Source organism: Mesorhizobium sp. M1403 (genome assembly GCF_040317695.1).
Lineage (GTDB): Bacteria > Pseudomonadota > Alphaproteobacteria > Rhizobiales > Rhizobiaceae > Mesorhizobium.
Map to the genome: position 1 here is coordinate 234,630 of NZ_JAMYKY010000003.1, position 22,602 is coordinate 257,231.

Consider the following 22,602-nt stretch of genomic DNA (forward strand, 5'->3'; position numbering starts at 1 on the left):
GGGGAGGAAAATGCGATGGAACTCGCTTATGACAGTCATCTGCTTGCTCGAATTCTGCTGAGCGTCGCGACCGTGGGTTACGGTGTAGCGACGATCAAAGCCGACTTGAACGCCACCCACGCCACCAATCCACTGTGGACTCCCCATGCCCGGTTTCACGTCGTCTGGCAGGTGCTGAGCTATACCGGGGTGGCGCTGATTGCCCTCGGACTCATCTGGATCAAGGGGCAACTCGAAGCCGAGCGGCTCTATCTCGCCGGCGGATTGGCCGCGGCCATGTATGGGGCATTCTTCGCGGCCATGCTCTCGCGGCCGATCTATGGTGGCGTGCTGTATGACGAGAACGGCTACCCGCCGTTCCGGCCGCCGTTTGGACCGGCGGGCTGGCGGTGGGATGTCAACGTCACCGTCTTTACCGCGATGTCGGCGATCCTGCTGCTGGGCCTAGCTGCGATTTAGGGCAATTCCGGGAAAAGTGTGAGACGGTTTTCCGTCCGGAATTGCGCAAGAACAAAGAGGTGGAGCGGTTCGGCGTTTCCGTGAAACGATGAACTGCTCTAGGACAGCGCCAGCGCCCTAAGCCACGCGACCAGCCGGTCACGATCGGCGGTCATCCCCTTGTAGTCGAGCTGGGCCTCGTCCAGCGCCAGAAGTTGTTCGGCCAAGGACGCTGCGAGCGCCGCACGGTCGCGGTGGCGCTCCAGCACGGCGAGCGGGTCGAGATGGATGCGGATGGTGAAGAGTACGTCGCCCGAAACGGGGAGCTTTCTCAGCGTCTGCCGCTCGACGCGGATAAAGGCATGGGCGTCGATGTCACCGTCCGGGAATCTCGACGGGCGACTGCTGGCGCGGTCGATGCGTTCGACATTGGAGAGCGGATGGTAGAGCGCGTCGCCCGCCTGGATCGACCAGTTGTAGCGCTCGACGGCTTGGCCCTGGAGGCCGTCGAACATGCGGTTGATGAGATCGGCCGGGCGTGTGCCTGGACCGAAACCCGGTACCGGCGCGTGGATCTGCTGCAGCGGCTTGCCGAATTTTTCGGTCAGCGACCATGACGAGGGGAAGCAGAGCGAGCCGGCCGCCAGACGCCAGCCGCTCTCGTCGCGGCGCATCAGGATCAAATCCTCCTGGACGAGCAACGAGGCCGCGACAAGCGGCGCATCGCTGAAAGAAGCTGCGGTGCCTGAGCCTACAAGACTGTCGGTGCCGCCGATCACCACGATCCCGTTGTCGGTACGCCTGTGGGTCCCAGGAAAGTTCGCCGCCAGATGCGCACCGAGCAGATCGAGCACTTCGCGTTGGGCGTCGCGTGTGGCTTGCTCCTCGACAAAAACCTTGTCTGGAATTTCGGCATAAAGCCGGCGTTTCTCGGCAAGATAGGGCAGCAGATATTCGTCGATCTCGATCCATCTATCTAGATTGAGCGGCTTCAGCCCGATGGTGAACAGTTTCGACGAGCCGTCATAGGGTGTGTGGGTCGGTGGGCGGAAACTCATGCTTCTTTGTAGGCTTCCAGTGCGGCGGCGGCCATTCTCGCCGTGAATTCGGTGATTTCGTAATCGGCGGCGCCTGCCTTGGCGAAGGGATCGTCCGCCAGTCTGGCATCGAGCACGTCGCGTGGACCGCGCGCGATGATGATGCCGCCGGTCCTCGGCCGCTTCGGCCCGGAGGCGACAAAAATGCCTTCCGCATAACAGGCCTTCAGCCACTCGACATGCGCTTGCTGCAGGCTGTCGATCTCGGTCAGCGGCACCGTATACTTCAGCGAAACCACGAACATTGTTGTCTCCCGATGCTTCAGCCCAGCCGCGCCGGGATCAATCCGCGCAGCGAGTTGCCGACGAACAGCGCCTTGGCCGATTTCAGTTCGCTCCATGTGTAGATTGCTTCGCGGGCGCGGCCTTGATCCAGCAGTTCGCCGCGCAGGACGCCAGGCAGCAGGCCGCAATCGAGCCGCGGCGTGGCCAGCACGCCGTCGCCGAATTCGGCAAAGACATTGGTGATCGTGCCCTCGCAGATTTCGCCGCGCTCATTGGCGAGCAGCACCTCGTCGGCCCGGCCGGCGAGATATTCGGCGCGGGCGCGCGTATAGATTTGTCGGCGGCTGGTCTTGTGGCGCAGCAGCATATCGCTCGAATCAAGCCGCACGCGCGCCAGCTGCACGGTCCAGACCTTGTCTGCGGCGAGCGGCGCGTAGGGCTGCACCGAAACCGCTACATCGCCCTTGCGCGACAGGACGAGGCGAGTGCGCAACGCAATGTGCTGGCGGCCGACCGCATTCATCAGCGCTTCACCGACCCGTTGCGGGTCGCAGCCGAAGCCGAGTTCGTCTGCCGAGCCGTAAAGCCGCGCGAGATGGCGGTCGAAACGGAGGAAACCCGAGCCGGGTTCCCAGCGCATTGTTTCGATCAGTTCGAAATCGGCAGTGTTCCCGTCGCGAAACGGGCTTTCAGCAGACACTCCTGGTACTCCTCTTCGGCTGTCGAATCGAAGACGACGCCACCGCCGACATTGTAGACTGCCTCGCCATTGGCAAAGAGCGAGATGGTGCGGATCGCCACCGAAAAGCGCATCCGGCCGCCGGGGGCGATCCAGCCTATGGCGCCGCAATAGACATCGCGCGGGCCACCTTCCAGCTCGCGCAGGATCTCCATGGCACGGATCTTCGGCGCGCCGGTGATCGAACCGCAGGGGAACAGCGCGGCGAAAATCTGGCGGATGGCGAGGCCGGGCAAAAGTTTCGCCCGCACGCGGCTCACCATCTGGTGGACCGTCGGGTAGCTCTCGATGCGGAAAAGCTCCGGCACATCGAGCGTGCCAACCTCGCTGATCAGTGAGATGTCGTTGCGCAGGAGATCGACGATCATCCGGTTCTCGGCCTGGTTCTTCTCGTCGTTGCGCAAGAACGCTTTCAGGCGATCGTCCTCCGCCTTGGTGGCGCCGCGCGGCGCAGTGCCTTTCATCGGATGCGTCTCGATCATGCCTTCCGCGTCGACCTCGAAGAACAGTTCCGGCGAACGCGACAAGACGATCGGATCGCCAAGCGCGACCAGCGCCCCATACTTCACCGGCTGGCGTTCGGTCAGCGCGTTGAAGGCGTCCAGCGGATCGCCCGACCATTGCGCGTGGACCGGAAAGGTCAGATTGCCCTGGTAGCAGTCGCCCTTGCGGATGTGGTCATGCAGCCTGGCAAAGCGTTTGGCGTAGTCGTCCGAGGACCAGGCTGCCTTGGGGTCGAAGATTGGGCCGTTGCTAGCCGGCAGATCGCCTGGCGCGACCGTCTCTTCGACCGGCGGGTCGAACACGCCGAGGCAGAAAAGCGGGGCGCGGCGGCCGGCTGGCAGCAGCGGAACGAGCTTGGGCTCGAGCAGGTAGCCGGCCTCGTAGGAGAAATAGCCGGCCAGCCATTTGCCGCCATCATGTGCAGCCTGCGCGGCTTCAAGCGCCGGCAGGAAGTCCGCCTCGCCATGCGCCGAGATGATCTCGGCCGGCCGGTCGAAAACGAGCTGACGCGCGGTCTCGTCGTTCCGGAAAATTGCAAAGGGCAGGGGCAGGGACATAAGGCTCGGATGCTGCGGTCACCAGCGATCGATCTATATGGGGGCTCGACCGTGCGCAATCGAGGGAACGGCGTCTCAAGACGCAAAGGCGCGGCGGGGCAAAAACAAAAGCGGCGCCCGAGAGCGCCGCCTTGTTCCAAATGCCGCCTTGCGATGGATCAGGTGTTGCTGGCTTCCCCCGCGGTCGGGAAGCGGCGCGCAAATTCCTTTTCGTCGCCGGCGGCAAGCAGTTTCGCCTGCTCGATCCAGCGTTCACGTTCGATGCGGCCGTCGAAATTCAACGTCGCCTCGATCCGCCTGACATCGTCGGGCGTCCAGGCGGCGATCTGGGCATAGGTCGTGACCCCAAGCCCTTTGAGCAGCCGCTCGTTGGTCGGGCCGATGCCGATCAGGCGACGCAGATCGTTGGCTTTGCCCGCCGCTGCGGTCGTTGCGTTGCCGGTCGCGGCTTTCTTTGCCGCCGGCGCAGCCTTGCTTGCCGCTGGCGCAGTCTTTTTTGCCGCTGGCGCAGTCTTGGGTGCGGCGCTCGCTTTCGATGCAGCCGGCTTCGGCGTCGCCGTTTCCGCCGCACTTGCGCGTGGCGCGGTCGCAGCCTTGGCCGTTGCAGATTTCTTCGGCGCCGGTTTGGCCGGCGCGGATGTCGACATCAGGGTTGACGGTGCCTGCATCGCCGCCTTGGTTGCGCCGGCCTTGGCGGCTGGCGCCTTGGCTGTTGCCGCCTTCGCGGTTGGCGCCTTGGCGGCCGGCGCCTCGCCCAGCCGCCGCTCGAGGTCGGCGCGGGCGCGGCCGCATTCATCCAACTCACCGGTCAGGCGGTCGCTATCGGCCCGCAATCTGTCACGTTCGCTGCGCGTGCGGTCGAGATCGCCGCGCAAACTGTCGAGTTCGCCACGCAGGCGTCCCCAAATGAACCAGCCAACCAACACACCTACCAGGAACGCCAGGAGCATGTAGAAAAAAGTGCCCATTGTCTTTCTCTCTCCAGTCCGATCCGTCCGCCCTGGCCTGTGGAGCCATGACCTCGGCGAAGGACCATTCGATGGTGGTTCCGCAATTTGCAGAACAGCCGGCTTCGATCGAGCTGTCGGCGACCGGTTTGCCCCTGGCCAACAACCGTTGTCGCATCCGCCGACGCGCCATGACCGGTCGGGACTTTCCGACCGGATCCATTCGTGCCCGGCTGAGCTTGAGGGCGGACGCTATCATACAGCTTACGGGAATCTAACGGAAAACTTCCATGGAAAGTTATTTAAGAACAAATATCCAAGACAAGAATAGAACCATCGTCAATATGCATTGCAGCTAAACTGTTCTGGAAAACCCGGTCACCCGGTGTTGCGCATCACCCAGTGTTGCGCATCACTTGTCCAGTGCTTCCAGCTCGTCGATCAGTCCGCTGATCACACCAAGCCCGATCTGCCAGAAGGCAGGGTCCGTCGCGTCAAGGCCGAACGGCGCCAGAAGCTCGGAATGATGCTTGGTGCCGCCGGCGCGCAGCATGGCAAAATATTTCTCCTGAAAGCCGCGCTCGGCGTTCTGGTAGACCGCGTAGAGCGAGTTCACCAGGCAATCGCCGAATGCATAGGCATAGACGTAGAAAGGCGAGTGGATGAAGTGCGGGATATAGGTCCAGAAAACCTCGTACCCCTCGCGTAGCTTGATCGCCGGCCCGAGGCTTTCCGCCTGCACTTCCAGCCAGAATTGGCCGAGCTTGTCGGAGGTCAATTCGCCGCTCTTGCGCTCGGCATGCACCTTGCGCTCGAACTCGTAGAAGGCGACCTGGCGCACGACCGTGTTGATCATGTCCTCGACCTTCTGGGCGAGCATGGCCTTGCGTTCGCGCTTGTCGGTGGTCTGCTCGAGCAGCGAGCGGAAGGTCAGCATCTCGCCGAACACCGATGCGGTTTCGGCCAGCGTCAGCGGCGTCGACGCCATCAAGGCGCCCTGGCCGCCGGCCAGCACCTGGTGCACGCCGTGGCCGAGCTCGTGCGCCAGCGTCATCACGTCGCGCGGCTTGCCCATGTAGTTGAGCAACACATAAGGATGCGCCGAAGGCACCGTCGGATGGGCGAAGGCACCAGGCGACTTGCCGGGTCTCACCGGTGCATCGATCCAGTTGCGGTCGAAGAAAGTTCTGGCGATCTCCGCCATGTCGGGTGAAAAGCGCTGATAGGCGGAAAGCACGGTGTTCTTGGCCTCGTCCCAGCCGATGACCGCCTGCGGGGTCTCCGGCAGGGGCGCGTTTCGGTCCCAATGGTTCATCACGTCCATGCCGAGCCAGCGCGCCTTCATCGCATAATAGCGATGCGACAGGCGCGGATAGGCGTCGCGAACCGCCGCGGCGAGTGCGTCCACCACGCTGCGTTCGACGCGGTTGGCGAGATGGCGGGAATCGGCAATGTCCTCGAAGCCGCGCCAGCGGTCGGAGATCTCCTTGTCCTTGGCCAGCGTGTTGGTAATCAGCGTGAAGACGCGCAAATTCTTGCGGAAAGTTGCGGCCAGCGCTTCGGACGCCCGGCGGCGCACCTCGCCGTCGGCGTCCTGCAGGCGATTGAGCGCCGGCTCAAGCGTCAACTCCTCGCCGTCGAGGCCGAAGCGCAAATCGGTCATCGTCTCGTCGAACAGGCGGTTCCAGGCCCCGCGCCCGGTGATCGACTTTTCGTGGAAGAGTTGCTCGATGCGGTCTTCGAGCTGATAGGGCTTGTCCTTGCGCAGATCGAGCACCCAGGGCCGGTAGTGGGCGAAGGCCGGATCGGCGGCGAGTGCGTTTTCGATCGCGCCATCGTCGATGAGGTTCAGCTCAAGCGCGAAAAACAGCAGGTGCGCGCTGGCATCGGTCATCTTTTCCTGGATGTCGCCATAGAGCTTGGCGCGCTGCGGATCCGACGTGTTGCCGGCATAGACAAGCCCGGCATAGGAGACGATCCGGCCGATCAGCTCCTCCAGCGCTTCATAGGCCTGGAGCGCCTCGCCCAGCCTGCCGGCGCTGCCACGCCCGGCCTCGGCGGCGAGCGTGCCTTTCCAACGGCTCTCGAAGGCGATGGCATCGGCGGCGGCCTTGGCGATGTCGCGCTTCAACTCGGGCGCTTCCATGCCCGAATAGAGATCGGCCAGATTCCATTCCGGCAGGTCGCCAAGCTCCGCCACGCCCTGACTGGACGCCGCCGCCAGCTTTCGAGCAAAAACCATGCGCATTGCCGATCCTTCCAAACACGAAAATTCGAGGAAACGAGAAGCCGGTCAAATCCTAAGGAATTCATTCACCGGGTTTTTTGAAAGCTTATTTAGAACCCTGTGCCAAGATGATCCATAGGGCGCATTCTCGGGCGGGCACGGTCGGATCAGTCATGGCAGCTTCCATACTCATAGTCGATGACGATCCGGTGCAGCGCAGGCTGCTCGAGGCAGCGGTGACGAAATTCGGCCACACCGCGATCGTCGCCGATGGCGGCGAGGCCGGTCTCGATGTTGTCGACGGGCCCAATGCGCGCGACGTCTCGGTGGTCATCCTCGACCTGATGATGCCGGGCCTCGATGGCATCGGCGTGCTGAAGGCAATGCGCGAGCGCGGCATCCACATTCCCGTCATCGTGCAGACCGCCCAGGGCGGCATCGAAACCGTCGTTTCGGCAATGCGTCACGGCGCCTTCGACTTCGTCGTCAAGCCGGCCTCTCCCGACAGGCTGCAGGCGTCGATCGGCAATGCCCTCAAGGTCGAAGCGCTCGAAGGCGAAGTGAAGCGCTCGTCACGGCAGCGCGGCGGCCATCTGACGTTCAAGGACATGATCACTCACAGTCCGGCGATGGATCGGGTGATCCGGCTCGGCCGCAAGGCGGCGGCGTCCAACATTCCGATCCTGATCGAGGGTGAATCCGGCGTCGGCAAGGAACTGGTGGCGCGCGCCATCCAGGGCAGCGGCGACCGCCGCTCGAAACCCTTCGTCACCGTCAATTGCGGCGCCATCCCCGACAATCTGGTCGAATCGATCCTGTTCGGTCACGAAAAGGGCTCGTTCACCGGCGCCACCGAAAAACACACCGGCAAGTTCGTCGAAGCGCATTCGGGCACGCTGTTCCTCGACGAAATCGGCGACCTGCCGCTCGACGTGCAGGTCAAGCTGTTGCGCGCCGTACAGGACGGCGAAGTCGATCCGGTTGGCGGGCGCTCGACCGTCAGGGTCGACATCAGGCTGATCTCGGCAACCCATCGCAACCTGCTGCAGCAGGTCAAGGACGGCAAGTTCCGCGAGGATCTGTTCTATCGTCTGAACGTCTATCCGATCTTCGTGCCGCCATTGCGCGACCGTCGCGACGACATTCCCCATCTGGTCGAGCACTTCATGGAGAAGGTGGCGCCCGCCGATCCGCGCCACCGTCTGCGAGGCATCTCGGCTGCGGCGCTCGCCATGCTGCAGGCCTATGACTGGCCGGGCAATATAAGGCAGCTCGAAAATGCCGTCTTCCGGGCTTCGGTGCTCGCCGAGGGCGACATGCTGACCGAAGAAGAGTTCCCGCAGATCCGGGCGCAGGTCGAGGGCACGGTCAATCTCGATGCGGATATCGCCTCGCCAGCTTCAGGGGGGCCAGCTTCAGGGTGGCCAGCTTCCGGATTGGCTTCGGGCAGCCTGCCGCGTGATAACGTCCCGGCCGCCGTCGGCGCCGCCGCGGCCGAGCCCGACGCGCCGGCCAGACCCCGCTTCGGCACGCTGCGGGCGCTCGACGAGCGCGGCAATGTGCGTGCGCTGGCCGATGTCGAGCTCGAAATGATCAAGCTCGCCATCGACCACTACAACGGCCAGATGAGCGAGGTCGCCCGCCGCCTCGGCATCGGCCGGTCGACGCTCTACCGCAAGCTCAAGGAATACGGCATCGACCCGGAGACCGGCCGTGTCGAGAGGCTCGCTTCCTGAGTCACAGGGCCAAGCCGGTTCTCATCCGGACATCATTCCAGGCAACTGAGTCTCGTAATGACGTGTTCGCCGCAATGTTCACGTATTAAGGCGGACGGTAACAGATCGTGTTTCGAGCTGGCGCCAAAACATGATCTAAACCAGCGGTTTACCAAGATCTCCTGCGCAATATTTTTGGCGGGATATCGCCACGGTGTTACCGCATTTCGGCTTCAATAAGCGATGATTAACCATTAGGATCGATATTCGGATGCACATCTAACGCATCCGTTTGGTCAAATCCGGGGACAAAACGGCAGCCTGCAAGGCCTTTTGATTTGAACAGAATCGAACGACACAAAAACGGGCGGCATTATCACATGAGCGTCTGGCCGAGATGGCTGGCAGCGGTGATTGTTGCCGTCGGGTTCCTTGCAGCGGCGGCAACCGGCGCCAGCGCCGAGACACGTTCGCTGAAGCTCTATCATCTCCACACGCATGAAAAGGCGGAGATCGTCTACAAGCGCAACGGCCGCTACGATCAAGCGGGCTTGCGAAAGATCAACATCATCCTGCGCGACTGGCGTCGCAACGAGCCGACCAAGATGGATCCGCGCCTGCTGGACCTGGTCTGGGAAGCCTATCGTGAGAGCGGCGCCACCGACTATATCCAGGTCGTCTGCGGTTATCGTTCGCCGTCGACGAATTCGATGCTGCGCAGCCGCAGCAGGGGCGTCGCCGAGAAGAGCCAGCACATGCTCGGCAGGGCGATGGATTTCTACATTCCCGGCGTGCCGCTAAAGAAGCTGCGCGACATCGGCCTCAGGATGCAGGGCGGCGGCGTCGGGTATTATCCCAGCTCCGGCTCGCCCTTCGTGCACATGGACGTCGGCAATGTGCGCCACTGGCCCGGCATCAGCCGCCAGGAATTGGCGCGCGTGTTCCCCAATGGCAAGACGCTGCATGTGCCGAGCGACGGCAAGCCGCTGCCTGGTTATCAACAGGCGCTCGCCTCCTACAAAGCCCGCAAGGGCGCCGGCGCGCCGGCCATCGAACTGGCCAGCGCAAGCGGCGGTGGCAAAAAATCCCGCGGCTTCCTGGCAGCCTTCTTCGGCGGCGGCGACGACGAGGCGGACGACAGCGCCGATGTGGCGATGGCTGAGCCAGCGCCAAAGCCCCGTAACGTGAAGCCGGCGCCGTCGGCCAAGAGCAGCAATCTGCCTGGCATCGCCATCGTGGCGCCTCGGGATGCCAAGCGTGCCGAGATTCCGGAAGTCGCCGATGTTCCGGCGCCTGCGCCTGAACCGGAGAACGACACGCCGGAGACGATCATCGCGGCATTGCCGGCGCGCAGCATTCCGCTGCCCGATTTTGCTCCGCGCCCGAAGGCCGACATCGGTGCCCAGCCGCCTGAAAACGTTCCGTTCGGCGTGGCGGATGCGACTGCATCCACCGAACAGGCGGTGGCAACCGCGCAAGCGCCGGCAAGTGTGGCGTCGGCAAGCGTGGCCCCGGCAAGTGTTCCGTTCGGCATGGCAGACGCGTCGGCTACGGCCGGCCCGGTGCAGGTCGCGGCAAACAACATTCCCGTGCCGAGCTGGCGGCCCGATCATTCGCTGCCGGCCGATCTTTCGTCGGCTGGTCTTGCGCCGCAGGACAAGCAAGTGTTGCTGGCGCTCGCGAGTGCGGCCGAGCGGAGCAACACCGCCACCGATGCATTCTCGGTATTGCCGTCGGCGCGGCCCGACAGTTCGCAGCCCGACGAGGTCAAGGCCGTTCTGGAACGGGTCAGCGCGACCGACGAATACAAGGTCGCTTCGCTTTCCGAGCAAGCATCGGTGTTCGAGGAACCGGCGAGCGACGACGCATCGAGCGACGGGGCGTCGCCGCGCAAGGCCATCGTTGCCCGCCCGGCCGGCTCCGATCCGACGGCCGTCATCGGCGCGGGCGTGAAGACCACACGCAAGGAACCCAGGGCCACCGCCCGCGACCTGAAACCCGGTCCCAAGCCGGTGGTGGTCGCTGCCGCGCCGCAGGCTGCCCGTTGGGCGCTGCACAGCGGCGAGTATGTCGCGACCGTTTCAGACGCGACAACGGCGCCGCGCTATGCTTACGACTTCGTCCGTACGGCACCGAGCGAGGTCTATACCGTGGGCTTCCAGCCGGGCAACGAGATGGCCGACGCCAACCGGTTCACCGGCAAGGCCGTCAAGTTCATGTCGGTGGCCCGCTTCCAGACCGAATAACGGCTGGGCAAATATCGTAAAGGCCGCGCTGGGCACCCCGCGCGGCTGCCGCCACCGCCGGCACTGGCTTCCTTCGTGCCGGGATGCTAATCAACTGCCAGCATTCTCCCGCTTCGTCTAATGGTAGGACAGCGCCCTTTGAAGGCGTGAATCGTGGTTCGAGCCCATGAGCGGGAACCAGCCGGCGAACCAGATCGGCAGCAGAGCCAGATCGGCAGCGGCTTTTCATGCAGAAGATGCTAGCGCCCGAGCTTGCTCGCGGCGCGCGCCAAGGCTTCGATCTCGTCCCATTTGCCGGCCTTGACCAGATCGTCCGGCGCCACCCAGGAACCGCCGACGCAGATGACGTTGGGCAGGCTGAGATAGTCGGCCGCATTCTTGCCGGTGATACCGCCGGTCGGGCAGAATTTCACGTCGGCGAGCGGCGAGGCGAAGGCGTTGAGCGAGGCGATGCCGCCCGACTGTTCGGCCGGGAAGAATTTCAAAAAGCGCAGGCCGGCTTCGCGCGCGGCCATGACCTCTCCCGGCGTGATGGCGCCGGGCAGTAACGGTACATCGCTGTCCTTGGCTGCCGCGAGAAGCTCGCTGGTGATGCCGGGGCTGACGATGAACTTCGAACCGGCGGCCGCCGCCTCGCCGAACTGGCGGGCGTCCAGGATGGTGCCGGCGCCGACGACGGCGTCTTCGACCTCGCCCGCCACCCGGCGGATCGCCTCCAGCGCGTCGGCGGTGCGCAGCGTAATCTCGATCGCCGGCAGGCCGCCGCGGGCCAGCGCCTGGGCCAGCGGCACCGCGTCGGCGGGATTGGCGATCTTCAGCACCGGTATGACCGGCTGGCCGTTGAGGAGCGACAGGAGCTTTTCGGTCGTGCTGGGCATTCGTCGTCTCTCCTCTGTTGATCAAGTCGACCGGTTAGCAGAAGGCGGTTTTTCTGTCCACGAAACGCGGCGTGTCGCGATGTCACGCGTGGTGTTCGCAACCCGTCGCGAGCAGACCGCTCTCGGCTCTGCCTTGATCCGGCTGTCGTGAGCGTTTAGTGGCTTGGCGATGACACTGTCCAGCCAAGCCTTCCGTGTTGCCGCGCTTTACCGCTTCGCCCGGCTCGACACCTTCGAGGCGCTGCGTGCGCCGCTCGCCGCCTTCTGCTGCGCACGCGGCATCAAAGGCACGCTGCTTTTGGCGCGTGAGGGCGTCAACGGCACGGTCGCCGGCAGTGAAGCGGCAATCGCGGCGCTCATCGGTCATCTCGAATCCATCGAAGGTCTCGCCGGCCTCGAGATCAAATACAGCAGCGCCGCAGCGATGCCGTTCCACCGCATGAAGGTGCGGTTGAAGCGCGAGATCGTCACCATGGGCGTGGACAATATCGACCCGGCGGCAGGTGCGGGCACCTATGTTGCGCCGGCCGACTGGAACGCATTGATCTCGGATGCAGGCACCATCGTCATCGATACGCGCAACGCCTACGAGGTGTCGCTCGGCACCTTCAAGGGCGCTGTCGATCCCGCCACCACCAGCTTCCGCGAATTCCCGGCCTGGGTCGAGCGGCATCGGCATGCGCTCGAGGGGCGCAAGGTCGCCATGTTCTGCACCGGCGGCATACGCTGCGAGAAGGCGACGGCCTATGTGAAGTCGCTTGGCTTCGAGGACGTTTTCCACCTCAAGGGCGGCATTCTGAAGTATCTCGAAGACGTGCCCGCCGAACAGAGCCTCTGGCAAGGCGAATGCTTCGTGTTCGACGAGCGCGTTTCGGTATCGCACGGGTTGGTCGAAGGCGAGGCCGAACTCTGCCGCGCCTGCCGGCATCCGCTAGCCGCAGAAGACCGGCTGTCGCTGGAATATGCAACCGGCGTTTCATGCCCGCATTGCTTCGATGCCCGCTCGGAGGAGGATCGCGCCCGCTATGCCGAGCGCCAGCGCCAGGTCGAGCTGGCGCAAGCGCGCGGCGATCGTCACATCGGAAGTTAGCTTCACGTCAAGCAACTTCACGTTAAGCAACAGAGAAGCGATCGATGACCCACAGCCATGTCCCGTCGTTCTGCCGGCGTGCGACCTCGGTGGTGATCGTGCCGTCGGGAAGCCGGGTCGAGGTGAGCGCCAGGTCGCCATTGATGACAGCCGGACGCTGATCTCCGGACTGAAATTTTCGGCCGGTTGCGGTGATCTCCGCGAACAGCGTTTGGATGGCTTCGCGGCCGAACGTCAGTTGTCCGCCACCGCTGTCGATGACTGCATGCGGCTCAAAAAGCGCGGCCATGCCGTCAATGTCTCCGACCCATTGCCGTGAAATCAGCAGGCGCTCCAGTTCCTGGGGATCGCGTGCCGGCTGGCGGTCAGTCTCATCGGTCATGCCAGGCTCCTCGCAAGCGACATGCCGCGACATTACTCGAAGTCGGGGCTGGTTTCGACACTTCCAAGGTCCACAGCACTGCATGTTTTTAGGGTGCGGAAGGAGGCTGAAGCAGTTTGATTTCCGTGTGAAATCCCAGCAGATGTCGGTGCGAGGTCACGCGTGGCAGCGGGCAAAAGGATGCACCGCGTCATTGTAATGTCAAACTGCGGGACCTAGGTCTTCGACGTGCAAACCTGCCCGCGCACCTTCGGCCGGGCCAATTCTGGAGGCATAGATGTTCGATCCCAAGAAGCTCCTCGATGATCTGCTCGGCTCGCAAGTTCCCGGCACCGGATCGACCGTCCGCGACAAGGCGGGGCAGGCGGTGCAGATGGCCAAGGACAATCCGCTTGCCGCCGGCGCGCTGGCCGCGGTGCTGCTCGGAACCGGCCCAGGCCGCCAGGTCACCGGTGCGGCGGTGAAGCTCGGTGGCCTGGCCGCGATCGGCGGCCTCGCCTACAAGGCCTACCAGAACTACAAGAACGGCAACGCGCCGGCCGAAACGCAAGCCGCCGGCGAACCGGAATTGCTGCCGCCGCCGGCCGATACCGCCTTCCATCCGTCGCAAGCGCCCCAGGGCGAAGACGAATTCACGCTGACGCTGGTCAGGGCGATGATCTCGGCGGCGAAGGCCGACGGTCATGTCGATGACGAAGAGCGGCAGAAGATCGCCGGCAAGCTCAGCCTCGCCGGCGTCGGCGCCGAAGCGGAGAAATTCCTGATGTCGGAACTGGACGCACCGCTCGATCTGGATGTGCTGATCGCCGGCGCCAAGACCGATGCGCAAAAGCTGGAACTCTACACCGCCTCGCGTCTTGCCATCGATCCGGACACGCGGGCCGAACGCGGCTATCTCGACCTGCTTGCTGGCCGCCTCGGCCTGCCGGACGCGCTGGTCGACCATGTCGAGGCGACGGTGACGGCGGCGAAGGTGCCGGCAGCGGGCAGCACGGCCAAGCCGGTGACCGGTTCGCGCTGGTAGCTTGAAGGGGAGAGCCTCGGAGCGCTCGGCGGCATTCGCGTTAGCTCTCGTTAATCCGGTGAGCGCATGATTTCAGGCAGTCGGATCGGCTTTCCTCCTCCCAAGCCCGGTTCGGATCAGGGGCGGTCGCCAATGGCCGCCCTTTTTGCGAGCACAGGCCTTGGGCCGGCTTGCCATGGTTCCCGTCATTTGCGATGCCTCATCCCTTTCAGGGAGTACAGCCATGAGCGACTATAAAACCGCCATCGTCACCGGCGCCGGTACGGGCATCGGCAAAAGCGTCGCCACGGCGCTGCTCAAGGCCGGCTGGAATACGGTCTTCTGCGGTCGCCGCAAGCCGGTGCTGGAGGATGCGATCGCCGCCGCCGGGCCGACACAGGCCAAGGCATTGGCGGTCGCCTGCGACATCAGCAAGGCCGATCAGGTCGACGATCTGTTCGAGACGGTGGCAGCGGCCTTCGGGCGCGTCGACCTGCTCTTCAACAATGCCGGCACGAGCTACAAATCGACATTGATCGACGATATCCCGGTCGAAGTGTGGAACGACGTTGTCGGGGTCAATCTCACAGGCTCGTTCCTGTGTGCTCGCGGCGCGTTCGGCGCCATGCGCAGGCAGCAGCCGATGGGCGGCCGCATCATCAACAACGGCTCGGTATCGGCCTATGCGCCACGGCCGGGCTCGGTGCCCTATACGGCGACCAAGCACGCCATCACCGGGCTGACCAAGACGCTGGCGCTGGACGGCAGGCCCTTCGACATTGCTTGCGGTCAAATCGACATCGGCAACGCGCTGACCGACATGGCGCAAGCGATGACGGTCGGCGTGCCGCAAGCCAACGGCACCATTGCCGCCGAAGCGGTGATGGATGTCGAGCGCGTCGCCGATGCCGTCCTTCACATGGCCAGCCTGCCGCTCGACGCCAACGTGCTGTTCATGACCGTGATGGCGACCAAGATGCCGTTTGTCGGCCGCGGCTAGTCTCAGCCCGGTCCTAAAAGCGCGTCGCGTTCGACCGGCCTCATGCGACGCGCTTTAGGTTCTTGTTTATGCATGTCGTTATCACAAACCGCTGCACACTTTTGCGCGACATGCATTAGGGCCGCGTGACGGGAAGCGGCACGCCGGGAAGATACAGCGAAATCGGGCGGATTTCGTAGACGGCGGTCGGATTGACGCGGCGAAGGTCGCGCGCAATGTCGACAGCGGCGTCACGGTTGGCGCAGTCGACAACATAGAGTCCCAGCAATTGTTCCTTGGTCTCGGCGAAGGGGCCGTCAACAACCATTCCGGTGCCTGGCCCGCGCAAGGTGCAGGCGTCTTGTGTCGCGCCGAGCCGCGCCGCCGGTCCGAGGGTGCCTTGCCGGTAAAGCCGATCGTTGATCTGGAGAAGATCGGTCATCAGCGCCGAATCCTGCTCCGGCGTCAGCGCCGTAATCGCTTCTTCCTCGTGATAGGCTAGAATGGCATAGAACATCTGGCGTCTCCTTTCGTCGATCGTGGCCTCACTTCGTCAGAAACGTCTCGATCCGCTCCAGCGCGCGCAGGATGTTCTCCTCGGAATTGGCGTAGGATAGCCTGACATAGCCTTCGCCGAGAATGCCGAAATCGGGGCCGCCGATCAGCGCCACGCCGGCATCCTCGAGCAGCGCCGAGGCGAGCTTCTTGGCCTTCCAGCCGGTCTTGGAAACATTGGGGAAGGCATAGAAGGCGCCTTTCGGCGTAATGCAGGAAACACCGGGCAAGGCATTCAACCCCTCGACCACGACCTTTCTGCGGCGGTCGAAGGCGCGCATCATCGTGTCGACATCGTCCTGCCGGCCGTCGATGGCGGCTATGCCGGCATACTGGCTCGGCGCGTTGACGCAGGACCAGCAATTGACCGCCAGCTTGCGCACCTTGTCGTAGAGATGCGCGCCCTTGTCGCCGTTCGGCCAGATCGACCAGCCCATGCGCCAGCCGGTCATTGCCCAGGTCTTCGACCAGCCGTTGAGCACGATCAGCCGGTCGCGGATTTCGGGGAAAGCGAGCAGCGAACAATGCGTCTCGCCGTCATAGGTCATCACGTCGTAGATCTCGTCGGAAAGGATGGCGACATCCGGGTGCGCTTCCAGGCCCTTGACCAGCTTCTCGATCTCGGCGCGCGGTGTGACGCCGCCGGTCGGATTGGCCGGCGAGTTGAGGATCAGCAGCCTGGTCTTCGGCGTGATCAGCGCCAAGGTCTCCGCGGCCGAAAAGGCAAAGCCGTTCTCCTCGCGCATCGGCACCGGGATGGGGGCAGCACCGGTGAACTCGATCATCGAGCGGTAGATCGGAAAGCCGGGATCGGGATAGAGAATTTCGGCACCCGGCTCGCCAAACATCAGGATCGCCGCGAACATGGTCGGCTTGCCGCCGGGCAGGATCATCACCGCTTCCGGCGAGACTTCGACGCCAGTGGTGGCCAGCGTGCGGCGTACCACAGCTTCGCGCGTCGCCAGCAGGCCGTTGGCCGGCGTATAGCCGTGATGGCCATCGCGTAGCGCCTTGATCGCTGCCTCGACGATATGCTGCGGCGTCTTGAAGTCGGGCTGGCCGATGCCGAGATTGACAATGTCGCGGCCCTGGTGGGCAAGTGCAGTGGCACGCGCCAGCACTGCGAACGCATTTTCCTCGCCGAGGCGGTCGAAGGCCGAAATCGTGTGGAGCATTTTTCCCGTCCGTGTGGTTCTTTCAGCGAGCGTGCGTTTTTGTGAGCGTCCGCCCGCAAAAGTCAAACGGATTGGAGTTTTCGGTGTCGGAAAATCTCAAGAATTGGCAACCGCGCCCGCGGCCCGAACGCAAGTTGCTGGAGGGGCGCACTGTCAGGCTGGAGCCGCTCAACGCCGAAAAGCACGGCGACGGCCTGTTCGAGGCCTCGTCAGTGGTCGATGCCGGCGGCCGCTTCGCCTGGCTGTTCGACGACCCGCCGCAGACCCGCGCCGCCTTCCAGCCATGGCTGGACAAGGCCGAAGCCAGCGATGACCCGCTGTTCTTCACGGTCATCGACAAGGCCAGCGGCAAGGTCGCCGGGCGCCAGACGCTGATGCGCATCGATCCGGCCTATGGCGTGATCGAGATCGGCAACATCTATTGGGGACCGCTGATCTCGCGCAAGCCGGCGGCGACGGAAGCGCAGTTCCTGTTCATGAAGTACGTCTTCGACGAGCTTGGCTACCGCCGCTACGAATGGAAATGCAACAATCGCAACGAGCCGTCGAAGCGCGCGGCGGAACGTTTCGGCTTCAAGTTCGAGGGCGTTTTCCGTCAGCATCTTGTGGTCAAGGGCGAAAACCGCGATACCGCGTGGTATTCGATCATCGATAAGGAATGGCCTGATCTGCGCAGAGCCTATGAGGCGTGGCTCGATCCGGCCAATTTCGACAGCGATGGCCAGCAGAAGCGGCGGCTCGAGGATTTCCGCGCCGAGTTTGGCGCGTAGCAGGAGCTCATAGATGGCGCATACCCACGACCATGCCGCGCAGGGCCACGACCACAGTCACGGTGCCGGGCATGTGCATGGCTCGACCGACAAGAAGCGCGTGCTGATCGCGGCTTGCCTGACCGCCGGCTTCATGGTCGTCGAAGCGCTTGGCGGTCTCCTGACGGGATCGCTGGCGCTGCTGGCGGATGCCGGCCACATGCTTGCCGACTGCATTGCGCTCGGCCTTGCCTGGTATGCCTTTCATCTTGCGAGCCGACCGGGGACCGTGCGCCTCACCTACGGCTTCGGCCGGGTCAAGACACTGGTCGCCTACACCAACGGCATCGCCATCTTCGCCATTGCGCTGTGGATCGTCTATGAGGCCTGGGGGCGTTTGCTGACGCCTGCGCCCGTGCTCGGTGGGCCGATGCTGGTCGTTGCGATCGCCGGCCTTGCGGTCAATATCGGCTCTTTCTTCGTGCTGCATGGCGGCGACCGTGACAGCTTGAACATGCGCGGCGCCATCCTGCACGTGCTCGGCGACCTGCTTGGCTCGGCCGCGGCGATCATCGCGGCGCTGATAATCCTGGCGACGGGCTGGACGCCTATCGATCCGATCCTGTCGGTCCTTGTCGCGCTGCTGATCCTGTCCACGGCCTGGTCGCTGATGCGCGAGGCTGCCCACGTCCTGCTCGAAGGCGTGCCGGCAAGCCTCGACCGCGACCTGATCGCGAGGGACATCGAAGGCTCGATCAAGGGCGTGCGCGAGGTGCATCACATGCATGTCTGGTCGATCGACGGTTCCAGCAACATGGCGACGTTGCATGCCTGCCTCAATGACGGCGTCGACGCGCATATGGCGGTCAGCGCGATCAAGAAACGGCTTGCGCAGGAGCATGGCATAGCCCATGCCACCGTCGAACCGGAATTCGGCCAATGTGCCGACAGCCATGAGCATGATGGCGAGCACGATCACGCGCATGATGCGGCACCGCACCGTGGCCACTATCACTGATTTCGGGAGTTCCTGGTATTGGCAACGATCGACATGAACGCCCGCTACCCTGGGGCCGCGTGATGGACCGCGACACCCGCAATGCGGCAATCGGCGCCGCCTGGATTTTGCTGCTGTTCGGCATCGCAGCCTATTATCTTCCAACCGTGATGCTGGCGGTCGGCAACGTCTCGACGGTTCTTGCCGGCGTCGTCGCCGCGATCTTCATGGTGGCAATCTTCGTCGTGTTCTGGCTGCGTAGCCGCAGCCAGCGCAAAAAGGGAAAGTGACATGCGCATTCTGATTACCGGCGCGGCAGGCATGGTCGGCCGCAAGCTCATTGCCCGGCTGGCCAAGGACGGGACACTCGGCGGCCGCAAGATCGCCGCGCTCGACCTTCACGACATCGTGCCACCGCAGGCGCCCGCCCTCGAAGGCGTCAGCATCAGCGTCCACACCGGCGACCTTGCCGCGCCGGGCGCGACGACAAATCTGGTCGCGCCGCGGCCCGACGTGATCTTCCATCTCGCCGGCGTGGTGTCGGGTGAAGCGGAGGCCAATTTCGATCTCGGCTACCGCGTCAATCTCGATGGCACAAGGGCGCTATTCGATGCCGTCCGGCTGGCGGCATTTGCGCCGCGCCTCGTCTTCACCTCATCGATCGCCGTGTTCGGCGCGCCGTTTCCCGAAATCATTCCGGACGAGTTCCACCCGACGCCGCTGACCCTTACGGCACGCAGAAGCTGATGGGCGAGGCGCTGCTTGCCGACTATACCAGGCGTGGCTTCTTCGACGGCATCGGCATCAGGCTGCCGACCATCTGCGTCAGGCCGGGAAAGCCGAACAAGGCGGCCTCGGGTTTCTTCTCCGGCATCATCCGCGAGCCGCTGAGCGGCCATGAAGCCATCCTGCCGGTGCCGCGCTCGGTCGTCCACACACACGCCAGCCCGCGTTCGGCGGTGAATTTTTTGATCCATGCGGCTGGAATTGACGGCGCTGCAGTCGGGCCGCGCCGCAACCTGACGATGCCGGGCGTCGCCGTCAGTGTCGGCGAACAGATCGAAGCGCTGGAACGTGTTGCCGGCGCCAAGGCGGTCAAACTGATCCGCGAGGAGCCCGACGAGACGATCTGGGCGATCGTGAAGGGTTGGCCGACACGCTTCGAGGCGCGGCGCTCGAGGGAGCTTGGCTTCGCTGCCGAAACGAGCTTCGACGAGATCATACGCGTCCATATCGAGGACGAGTTGGGCGGCAGGATCCCTAGTTAAAGCACCCCGATCGGGCGCAACGAGGTCAGGCGCCAGTCAGGCTGGCCGATAGCAGCAGCAGACCGAACAGGAAGACGAAGGCGGCACCGCCGATTTCGACGAAGGAATGGATGCGGTTGCCCATGCGGCCGTCGCCGGCGAAATACACCGCCCAGTTCTTCGCGGTGACCGCAAGCGTCGCCAGAGCCGAGACGGTGATTGCGGTGCCTAACGCCATGGCCAGCACCGACAGGATACCGCCGAACCACAGCCCATTTAGCAAGGCGAAGCTCAGCACGATCAGCGCGCCGGAACAGGGGCGGATACCGACGGCAGCCACCGCCGACCAAGCCGTGCGCCAGTCGAAGCGATCGCCGGAAAGCAGCGCCGGGTCGGGCGCATGCAAGTGCCCGCAGGTCTCGCAGACCTCCCCCGCCGCATGGCTGTGGTGATCGTGCGCAGCATGGGCGTGGTCGTGTGCGCCGTGGTCATGATGGTCATGCGCATGGTCGTGATCGTCATGCGCATGAAGCGCGTGGGAATGTGCCGCATGGGCATGCGCGGAATGTGAATGGCCGGCATGTGAATGGCCGGCATGGGCAGCCGAGAGGCTGTAGCCGGGATTTGCGCCGAACAGGCGCAGGATGGCCGGGCCAGCCTTGCGCCACAGCAGCCAGGCGCCGAACAGGGTGACGAAGACATAGCTCATGATTTCGAGGAACCATGCGGCGTCGGTCATCGATATCGCGGTGCCGCGCAGCACGAAATAGGCGAGCAGCATCACCACGATCGCGGTCAGCGCCTGCAGCAGGGCCGAGACGAAGGACAGCATGATGCCGCGCCGGAGCGCCACTTCATTGGCCACCATGTAGGATGAGATCACCGCCTTGCCGTGACCGGGGCCGGCAGCGTGGAAAATGCCATAGGCAAAGGACAGGCCGATGAGCAGCCACATCTTGCTGCCGTCCTGGCGCATCGCCTTCATCGCGCCGGCAAGCGCATGATAGAATTCCTGCTGGCGCAGATTGATCCACATCAGGATGTGGGCGAACGGGCCGGTGGCGGTTGGAGCCATGCCGTCATTGGTGCCGATGCCGAGCGAGCTCTGGGCGTGGGCGGAGCCGAGAAAGTGCGTCATCACAAAGGCGGCGGCCAGAAGACCGACTGCCAAACGCAGGGACGGTTTCGTCACTGGATCTATCCTTCCGGCTGACAGGTCAGTTCAAGCTTGGTGGCAAAGATCTTGCTCATGTCGGTGCCCGTCGGATCGTTGAAGAACGCGTCGGTCAGGGTCTTCTGGTTCTGGGCGATCGCCTCATCCGGATTCGGGCGGACAACCTTGCTGGTGCAGGTCGGCGGCAGGCCATCGACCTGCAGATGGGCATCCTCGGTGAAATCGATCGCGGTGTAGAAGGTCGGGTCGTACACCCCGATGTCGATCTTGCCGCTGAGCTTGATCGGCGCCTTCGGTTCAGATTCGAACAGGATGATCAACTGGTCGTTGTCGAAATTGGCCATCAGCTGCGGCGGCGGGGTCATTGCCACGTCCTTGCCGTCGACGGTGACGAGCTGGAAGTAGTTGAATTCGGCAAGCGAGGCATGGACGGTGTCGGCAACATCCTTCAGCTCCTTGTCGTCGAGCTTCAGGTCGGAATTCTTGTCGAATTCCATCATCACCGTGCTCGAAAACAAATCGTCGAAGCGCCAGACATGGCGCAATGCCTTCACAGTTTGGTGATCCGGGCCGAGGACCACTTCGAGCCGGGCCTCGGCGAAGACGTGGGGATGCACCTCGGCCGGTCCGACGGCGGCAATAGTCGCGGTCAAGGCCGAAGCCAGCATGATGGCTTGCTGTTTCAGGTGCATTCTCGGTCGCGATTCAATCGGCTTCGGTGAATTGCCGACAGTTACCAGAAAGGGGGCGAAAATGGGACCGCAAGCCGGCTGAAAGCTCATGCGGTGTCCAGCGCCTTGAACCACTGCACCAGGAAGTCGACGAATACGCGAACTTTTGCAGGCAGATAGCGCCGGTGCGGATAGACGGCGAAGATGCCGCCGCCGGGCAGGATGCGGTCATCCAGCGCAGTCACCAGCTTGCCGCTTTCGATGTCGGGCGCGGCGATGAAATCTGGCAGGATGGAAAATCCCAATCCAGCCACGGCAGCGGCCCTTGCCGCCATCGGGCTGTTGACCTCGATCGGGCCGGAAACCGAGACGCTCACGGTATCGCCGCTGTCGCCCTTGAACGGCCAGTTGGTGAGCCAGCGGCCATTGGTGTCGATGATGCAAGGCACGCGGGCAAGGTCTTGCGCCCTGACCGGCATGCCGTGCTTGGCGATCAGTTCGGGAGACGCGCAAAGCCGTACCGAAAATGGCGCCAGGCGCCTGGCGATCAGCGAGGAATTCTCCAGCCGCGAAATGCGCACCGCCAGATCGAAGCCCTCCTCGACCAGATCGACGAAGCGATCGTCGAGATGAATGTCGAGGACGATGTCGGGATGCTGCTTGGCGAAGTCGATCAGCGATTGGCCGATCGGCGCGTCGGCGAAAGTACGCGGCGCCGACAGCTTGATCCTGCCGCGCACGTCGCCGGAGGATTCGCGCACCGCATCGGCAAGGCTGTCGACCTCGCGCACGATCTCCGAGGCGCGCCGGTAATAGGTGTGGCCGGCCTCGGTCAGGGAGAACTGCCTGGTGGTCCGGTTGAGCAGCAGCGCGCCGAGCTCGTCCTCGAGCTCGCGCACGTATTTCGACAACAGCGCCTTGGAGCGGCCGATCTTGCGCGCCGCCGCCGAAAAGCCTTCGGCCTCGACCACGTCGATGAAGGCACGCATGCGGGTCAGCGTATCCAT

Annotated in this window: 22 protein-coding genes, 1 tRNA gene and 1 pseudogene; 11 read left to right on the top strand and 13 right to left on the bottom strand. The window is 63.8% G+C overall.

The genetic code is table 11. The features are described from left to right. Nucleotides 1-15 precede the first annotated feature (15 nt). Nucleotides 16-459, top strand: coding sequence for a DUF6640 family protein (locus NKH01_RS08765; RefSeq protein ID WP_031194347.1), 444 nt, complete (start codon nucleotides 16-18; stop codon nucleotides 457-459). Between the two features lie 98 nt (nucleotides 460-557). Here NKH01_RS08765 and NKH01_RS08770 read toward each other — a convergent pair whose 3' ends face one another. From NKH01_RS08770 to NKH01_RS08795, 6 genes are all read right to left on the bottom strand, one after another. Continuing rightward, nucleotides 558-1,496: a heme-dependent oxidative N-demethylase family protein gene (locus NKH01_RS08770; protein WP_352481946.1), complete on the bottom strand. Its 939-nt coding sequence runs from the start codon at nucleotides 1,494-1,496 to the stop codon at nucleotides 558-560. Further along, entirely contained in the window at nucleotides 1,493-1,780 is a 288-nt protein-coding gene (locus tag NKH01_RS08775; RefSeq protein WP_023720190.1) for a YciI family protein, read from the bottom strand. The genes NKH01_RS08770 and NKH01_RS08775 overlap by 4 nt, the downstream gene beginning before the upstream one ends. Nucleotides 1,781-1,797: 17 nt before the next feature. After that, a complete protein-coding gene (locus tag NKH01_RS08780; protein ID WP_031194348.1) occupies nucleotides 1,798-2,460 on the bottom strand; it encodes an aminotransferase class IV family protein in 663 nt (220 codons plus the stop codon). Continuing rightward, nucleotides 2,409-3,560, bottom strand: a complete 1,152-nt coding sequence (locus tag NKH01_RS08785; RefSeq protein WP_031194349.1) for an aminodeoxychorismate synthase component I — start codon at nucleotides 3,558-3,560, stop codon at nucleotides 2,409-2,411. The genes NKH01_RS08780 and NKH01_RS08785 overlap by 52 nt, the downstream gene beginning before the upstream one ends. 158 nt (nucleotides 3,561-3,718) lie before the next feature. After that, a complete protein-coding gene (locus NKH01_RS08790) occupies nucleotides 3,719-4,528 on the bottom strand; it encodes a helix-hairpin-helix domain-containing protein (protein WP_353019949.1) in 810 nt (269 codons plus the stop codon). 391 nt (nucleotides 4,529-4,919) lie between these two features. Then, nucleotides 4,920-6,755 carry a M3 family oligoendopeptidase gene (locus NKH01_RS08795; protein ID WP_353019950.1) on the bottom strand — a complete coding sequence of 612 codons (1,836 nt, stop codon included), beginning with the start codon at nucleotides 6,753-6,755 and terminating at the stop codon, nucleotides 4,920-4,922. A 152-nt stretch (nucleotides 6,756-6,907) separates the two neighbouring features. On the opposite strand from NKH01_RS08795, the gene NKH01_RS08800 reads away from it, so the two are divergent. The 3 genes from NKH01_RS08800 (at nucleotide 6,908) to NKH01_RS08810 (ending at nucleotide 10,875) form a co-directional block, all read left to right on the top strand. Then, nucleotides 6,908-8,470, top strand: coding sequence for a sigma-54-dependent transcriptional regulator (locus NKH01_RS08800; protein ID WP_353019952.1), 1,563 nt, complete (start codon nucleotides 6,908-6,910; stop codon nucleotides 8,468-8,470). Between the two features lie 359 nt (nucleotides 8,471-8,829). After that, nucleotides 8,830-10,695, top strand: a complete 1,866-nt coding sequence (gene mepK / locus NKH01_RS08805) for a peptidoglycan L,D-endopeptidase MepK (RefSeq protein ID WP_353019953.1) — start codon at nucleotides 8,830-8,832, stop codon at nucleotides 10,693-10,695. Nucleotides 10,696-10,801: 106 nt separating this feature from the next. Then, nucleotides 10,802-10,875: transfer RNA gene (locus NKH01_RS08810), tRNA-Gln, on the top strand. Nucleotides 10,876-10,934: 59 nt separating this feature from the next. Here NKH01_RS08810 and NKH01_RS08815 read toward each other — a convergent pair. Beyond that, nucleotides 10,935-11,573, bottom strand: a complete 639-nt coding sequence (locus tag NKH01_RS08815; RefSeq protein WP_353019954.1) for a 2-dehydro-3-deoxy-phosphogluconate aldolase — start codon at nucleotides 11,571-11,573, stop codon at nucleotides 10,935-10,937. A 169-nt stretch (nucleotides 11,574-11,742) separates the two neighbouring features. Between NKH01_RS08815 and trhO the strand changes: the two genes are divergently transcribed. Beyond that, nucleotides 11,743-12,663, top strand: coding sequence for an oxygen-dependent tRNA uridine(34) hydroxylase TrhO (gene trhO, locus NKH01_RS08820; RefSeq protein WP_353019955.1), 921 nt, complete (start codon nucleotides 11,743-11,745; stop codon nucleotides 12,661-12,663). Nucleotides 12,664-12,685: 22 nt separating this feature from the next. On the opposite strand, the gene NKH01_RS08825 is transcribed toward trhO, so the two are convergent. Continuing rightward, the gene (locus tag NKH01_RS08825; protein WP_023720199.1) at nucleotides 12,686-13,045 is read right to left on the bottom strand and encodes a YybH family protein; all 360 of its coding nucleotides are present in this window, start codon (nucleotides 13,043-13,045) and stop codon (nucleotides 12,686-12,688) included. 277 nt (nucleotides 13,046-13,322) lie between these two features. On the opposite strand from NKH01_RS08825, the gene NKH01_RS08830 reads away from it, so the two are divergent. Together NKH01_RS08830 and NKH01_RS08835 are read left to right on the top strand one after the other, a co-directional pair. Continuing rightward, nucleotides 13,323-14,069, top strand: coding sequence for a tellurite resistance TerB family protein (locus NKH01_RS08830; protein WP_352481956.1), 747 nt, complete (start codon nucleotides 13,323-13,325; stop codon nucleotides 14,067-14,069). Between the two features lie 223 nt (nucleotides 14,070-14,292). Further along, entirely contained in the window at nucleotides 14,293-15,048 is a 756-nt protein-coding gene (locus tag NKH01_RS08835) for an SDR family oxidoreductase (protein ID WP_352481957.1), read from the top strand. A gap of 115 nt (nucleotides 15,049-15,163) precedes the next feature. Here NKH01_RS08835 and NKH01_RS08840 read toward each other — a convergent pair whose 3' ends face one another. Together NKH01_RS08840 and NKH01_RS08845 are read right to left on the bottom strand one after the other, a co-directional pair. Continuing rightward, a complete protein-coding gene (locus NKH01_RS08840; RefSeq protein ID WP_023720202.1) occupies nucleotides 15,164-15,544 on the bottom strand; it encodes a YciI family protein in 381 nt (126 codons plus the stop codon). 28 nt (nucleotides 15,545-15,572) lie between these two features. Then, nucleotides 15,573-16,757, bottom strand: coding sequence for a pyridoxal phosphate-dependent aminotransferase (locus NKH01_RS08845; protein ID WP_353019956.1), 1,185 nt, complete (start codon nucleotides 16,755-16,757; stop codon nucleotides 15,573-15,575). An 83-nt stretch (nucleotides 16,758-16,840) separates the two neighbouring features. Here NKH01_RS08845 and NKH01_RS08850 point away from each other — a divergent pair, with 83 nt between their 5' ends. The 4 genes and pseudogenes from NKH01_RS08850 to denD all read left to right on the top strand — a co-directional run bounded on the left by NKH01_RS08850 (nucleotide 16,841) and on the right by denD (nucleotide 19,771). After that, on the top strand, nucleotides 16,841-17,527 hold the full coding sequence (locus NKH01_RS08850) for a GNAT family N-acetyltransferase (RefSeq protein WP_023720204.1): 687 nt from the start codon (nucleotides 16,841-16,843) through the stop codon (nucleotides 17,525-17,527). A gap of 13 nt (nucleotides 17,528-17,540) precedes the next feature. Continuing rightward, the gene (locus tag NKH01_RS08855; RefSeq protein ID WP_352918306.1) at nucleotides 17,541-18,524 is read left to right on the top strand and encodes a cation diffusion facilitator family transporter; all 984 of its coding nucleotides are present in this window, start codon (nucleotides 17,541-17,543) and stop codon (nucleotides 18,522-18,524) included. A gap of 62 nt (nucleotides 18,525-18,586) precedes the next feature. Next, complete coding sequence (locus NKH01_RS08860) at nucleotides 18,587-18,793, top strand: hypothetical protein (RefSeq protein WP_031194351.1); 207 nt, start codon at nucleotides 18,587-18,589, stop codon at nucleotides 18,791-18,793. Between the two features lies 1 nt (nucleotide 18,794). Then, nucleotides 18,795-19,771, top strand: a pseudogene (gene denD / locus NKH01_RS08865) (D-erythronate dehydrogenase). A 25-nt stretch (nucleotides 19,772-19,796) separates the two neighbouring features. Here the strand turns inward: denD and NKH01_RS08870 are convergent. The 3 genes from NKH01_RS08870 to NKH01_RS08880 form a co-directional block, all read right to left on the bottom strand. After that, complete coding sequence (locus NKH01_RS08870) at nucleotides 19,797-20,951, bottom strand: nickel/cobalt transporter (protein ID WP_353020012.1); 1,155 nt, start codon at nucleotides 20,949-20,951, stop codon at nucleotides 19,797-19,799. Beyond that, a complete protein-coding gene (locus tag NKH01_RS08875; RefSeq protein ID WP_352494723.1) occupies nucleotides 20,948-21,616 on the bottom strand; it encodes a DUF1007 family protein in 669 nt (222 codons plus the stop codon). Before NKH01_RS08875 ends, NKH01_RS08870 begins: the two co-directional genes overlap by 4 nt. An 86-nt stretch (nucleotides 21,617-21,702) precedes the next feature. After that, nucleotides 21,703-22,602, bottom strand: coding sequence for a LysR family transcriptional regulator (locus NKH01_RS08880; RefSeq protein WP_023720210.1), 900 nt, complete (start codon nucleotides 22,600-22,602; stop codon nucleotides 21,703-21,705).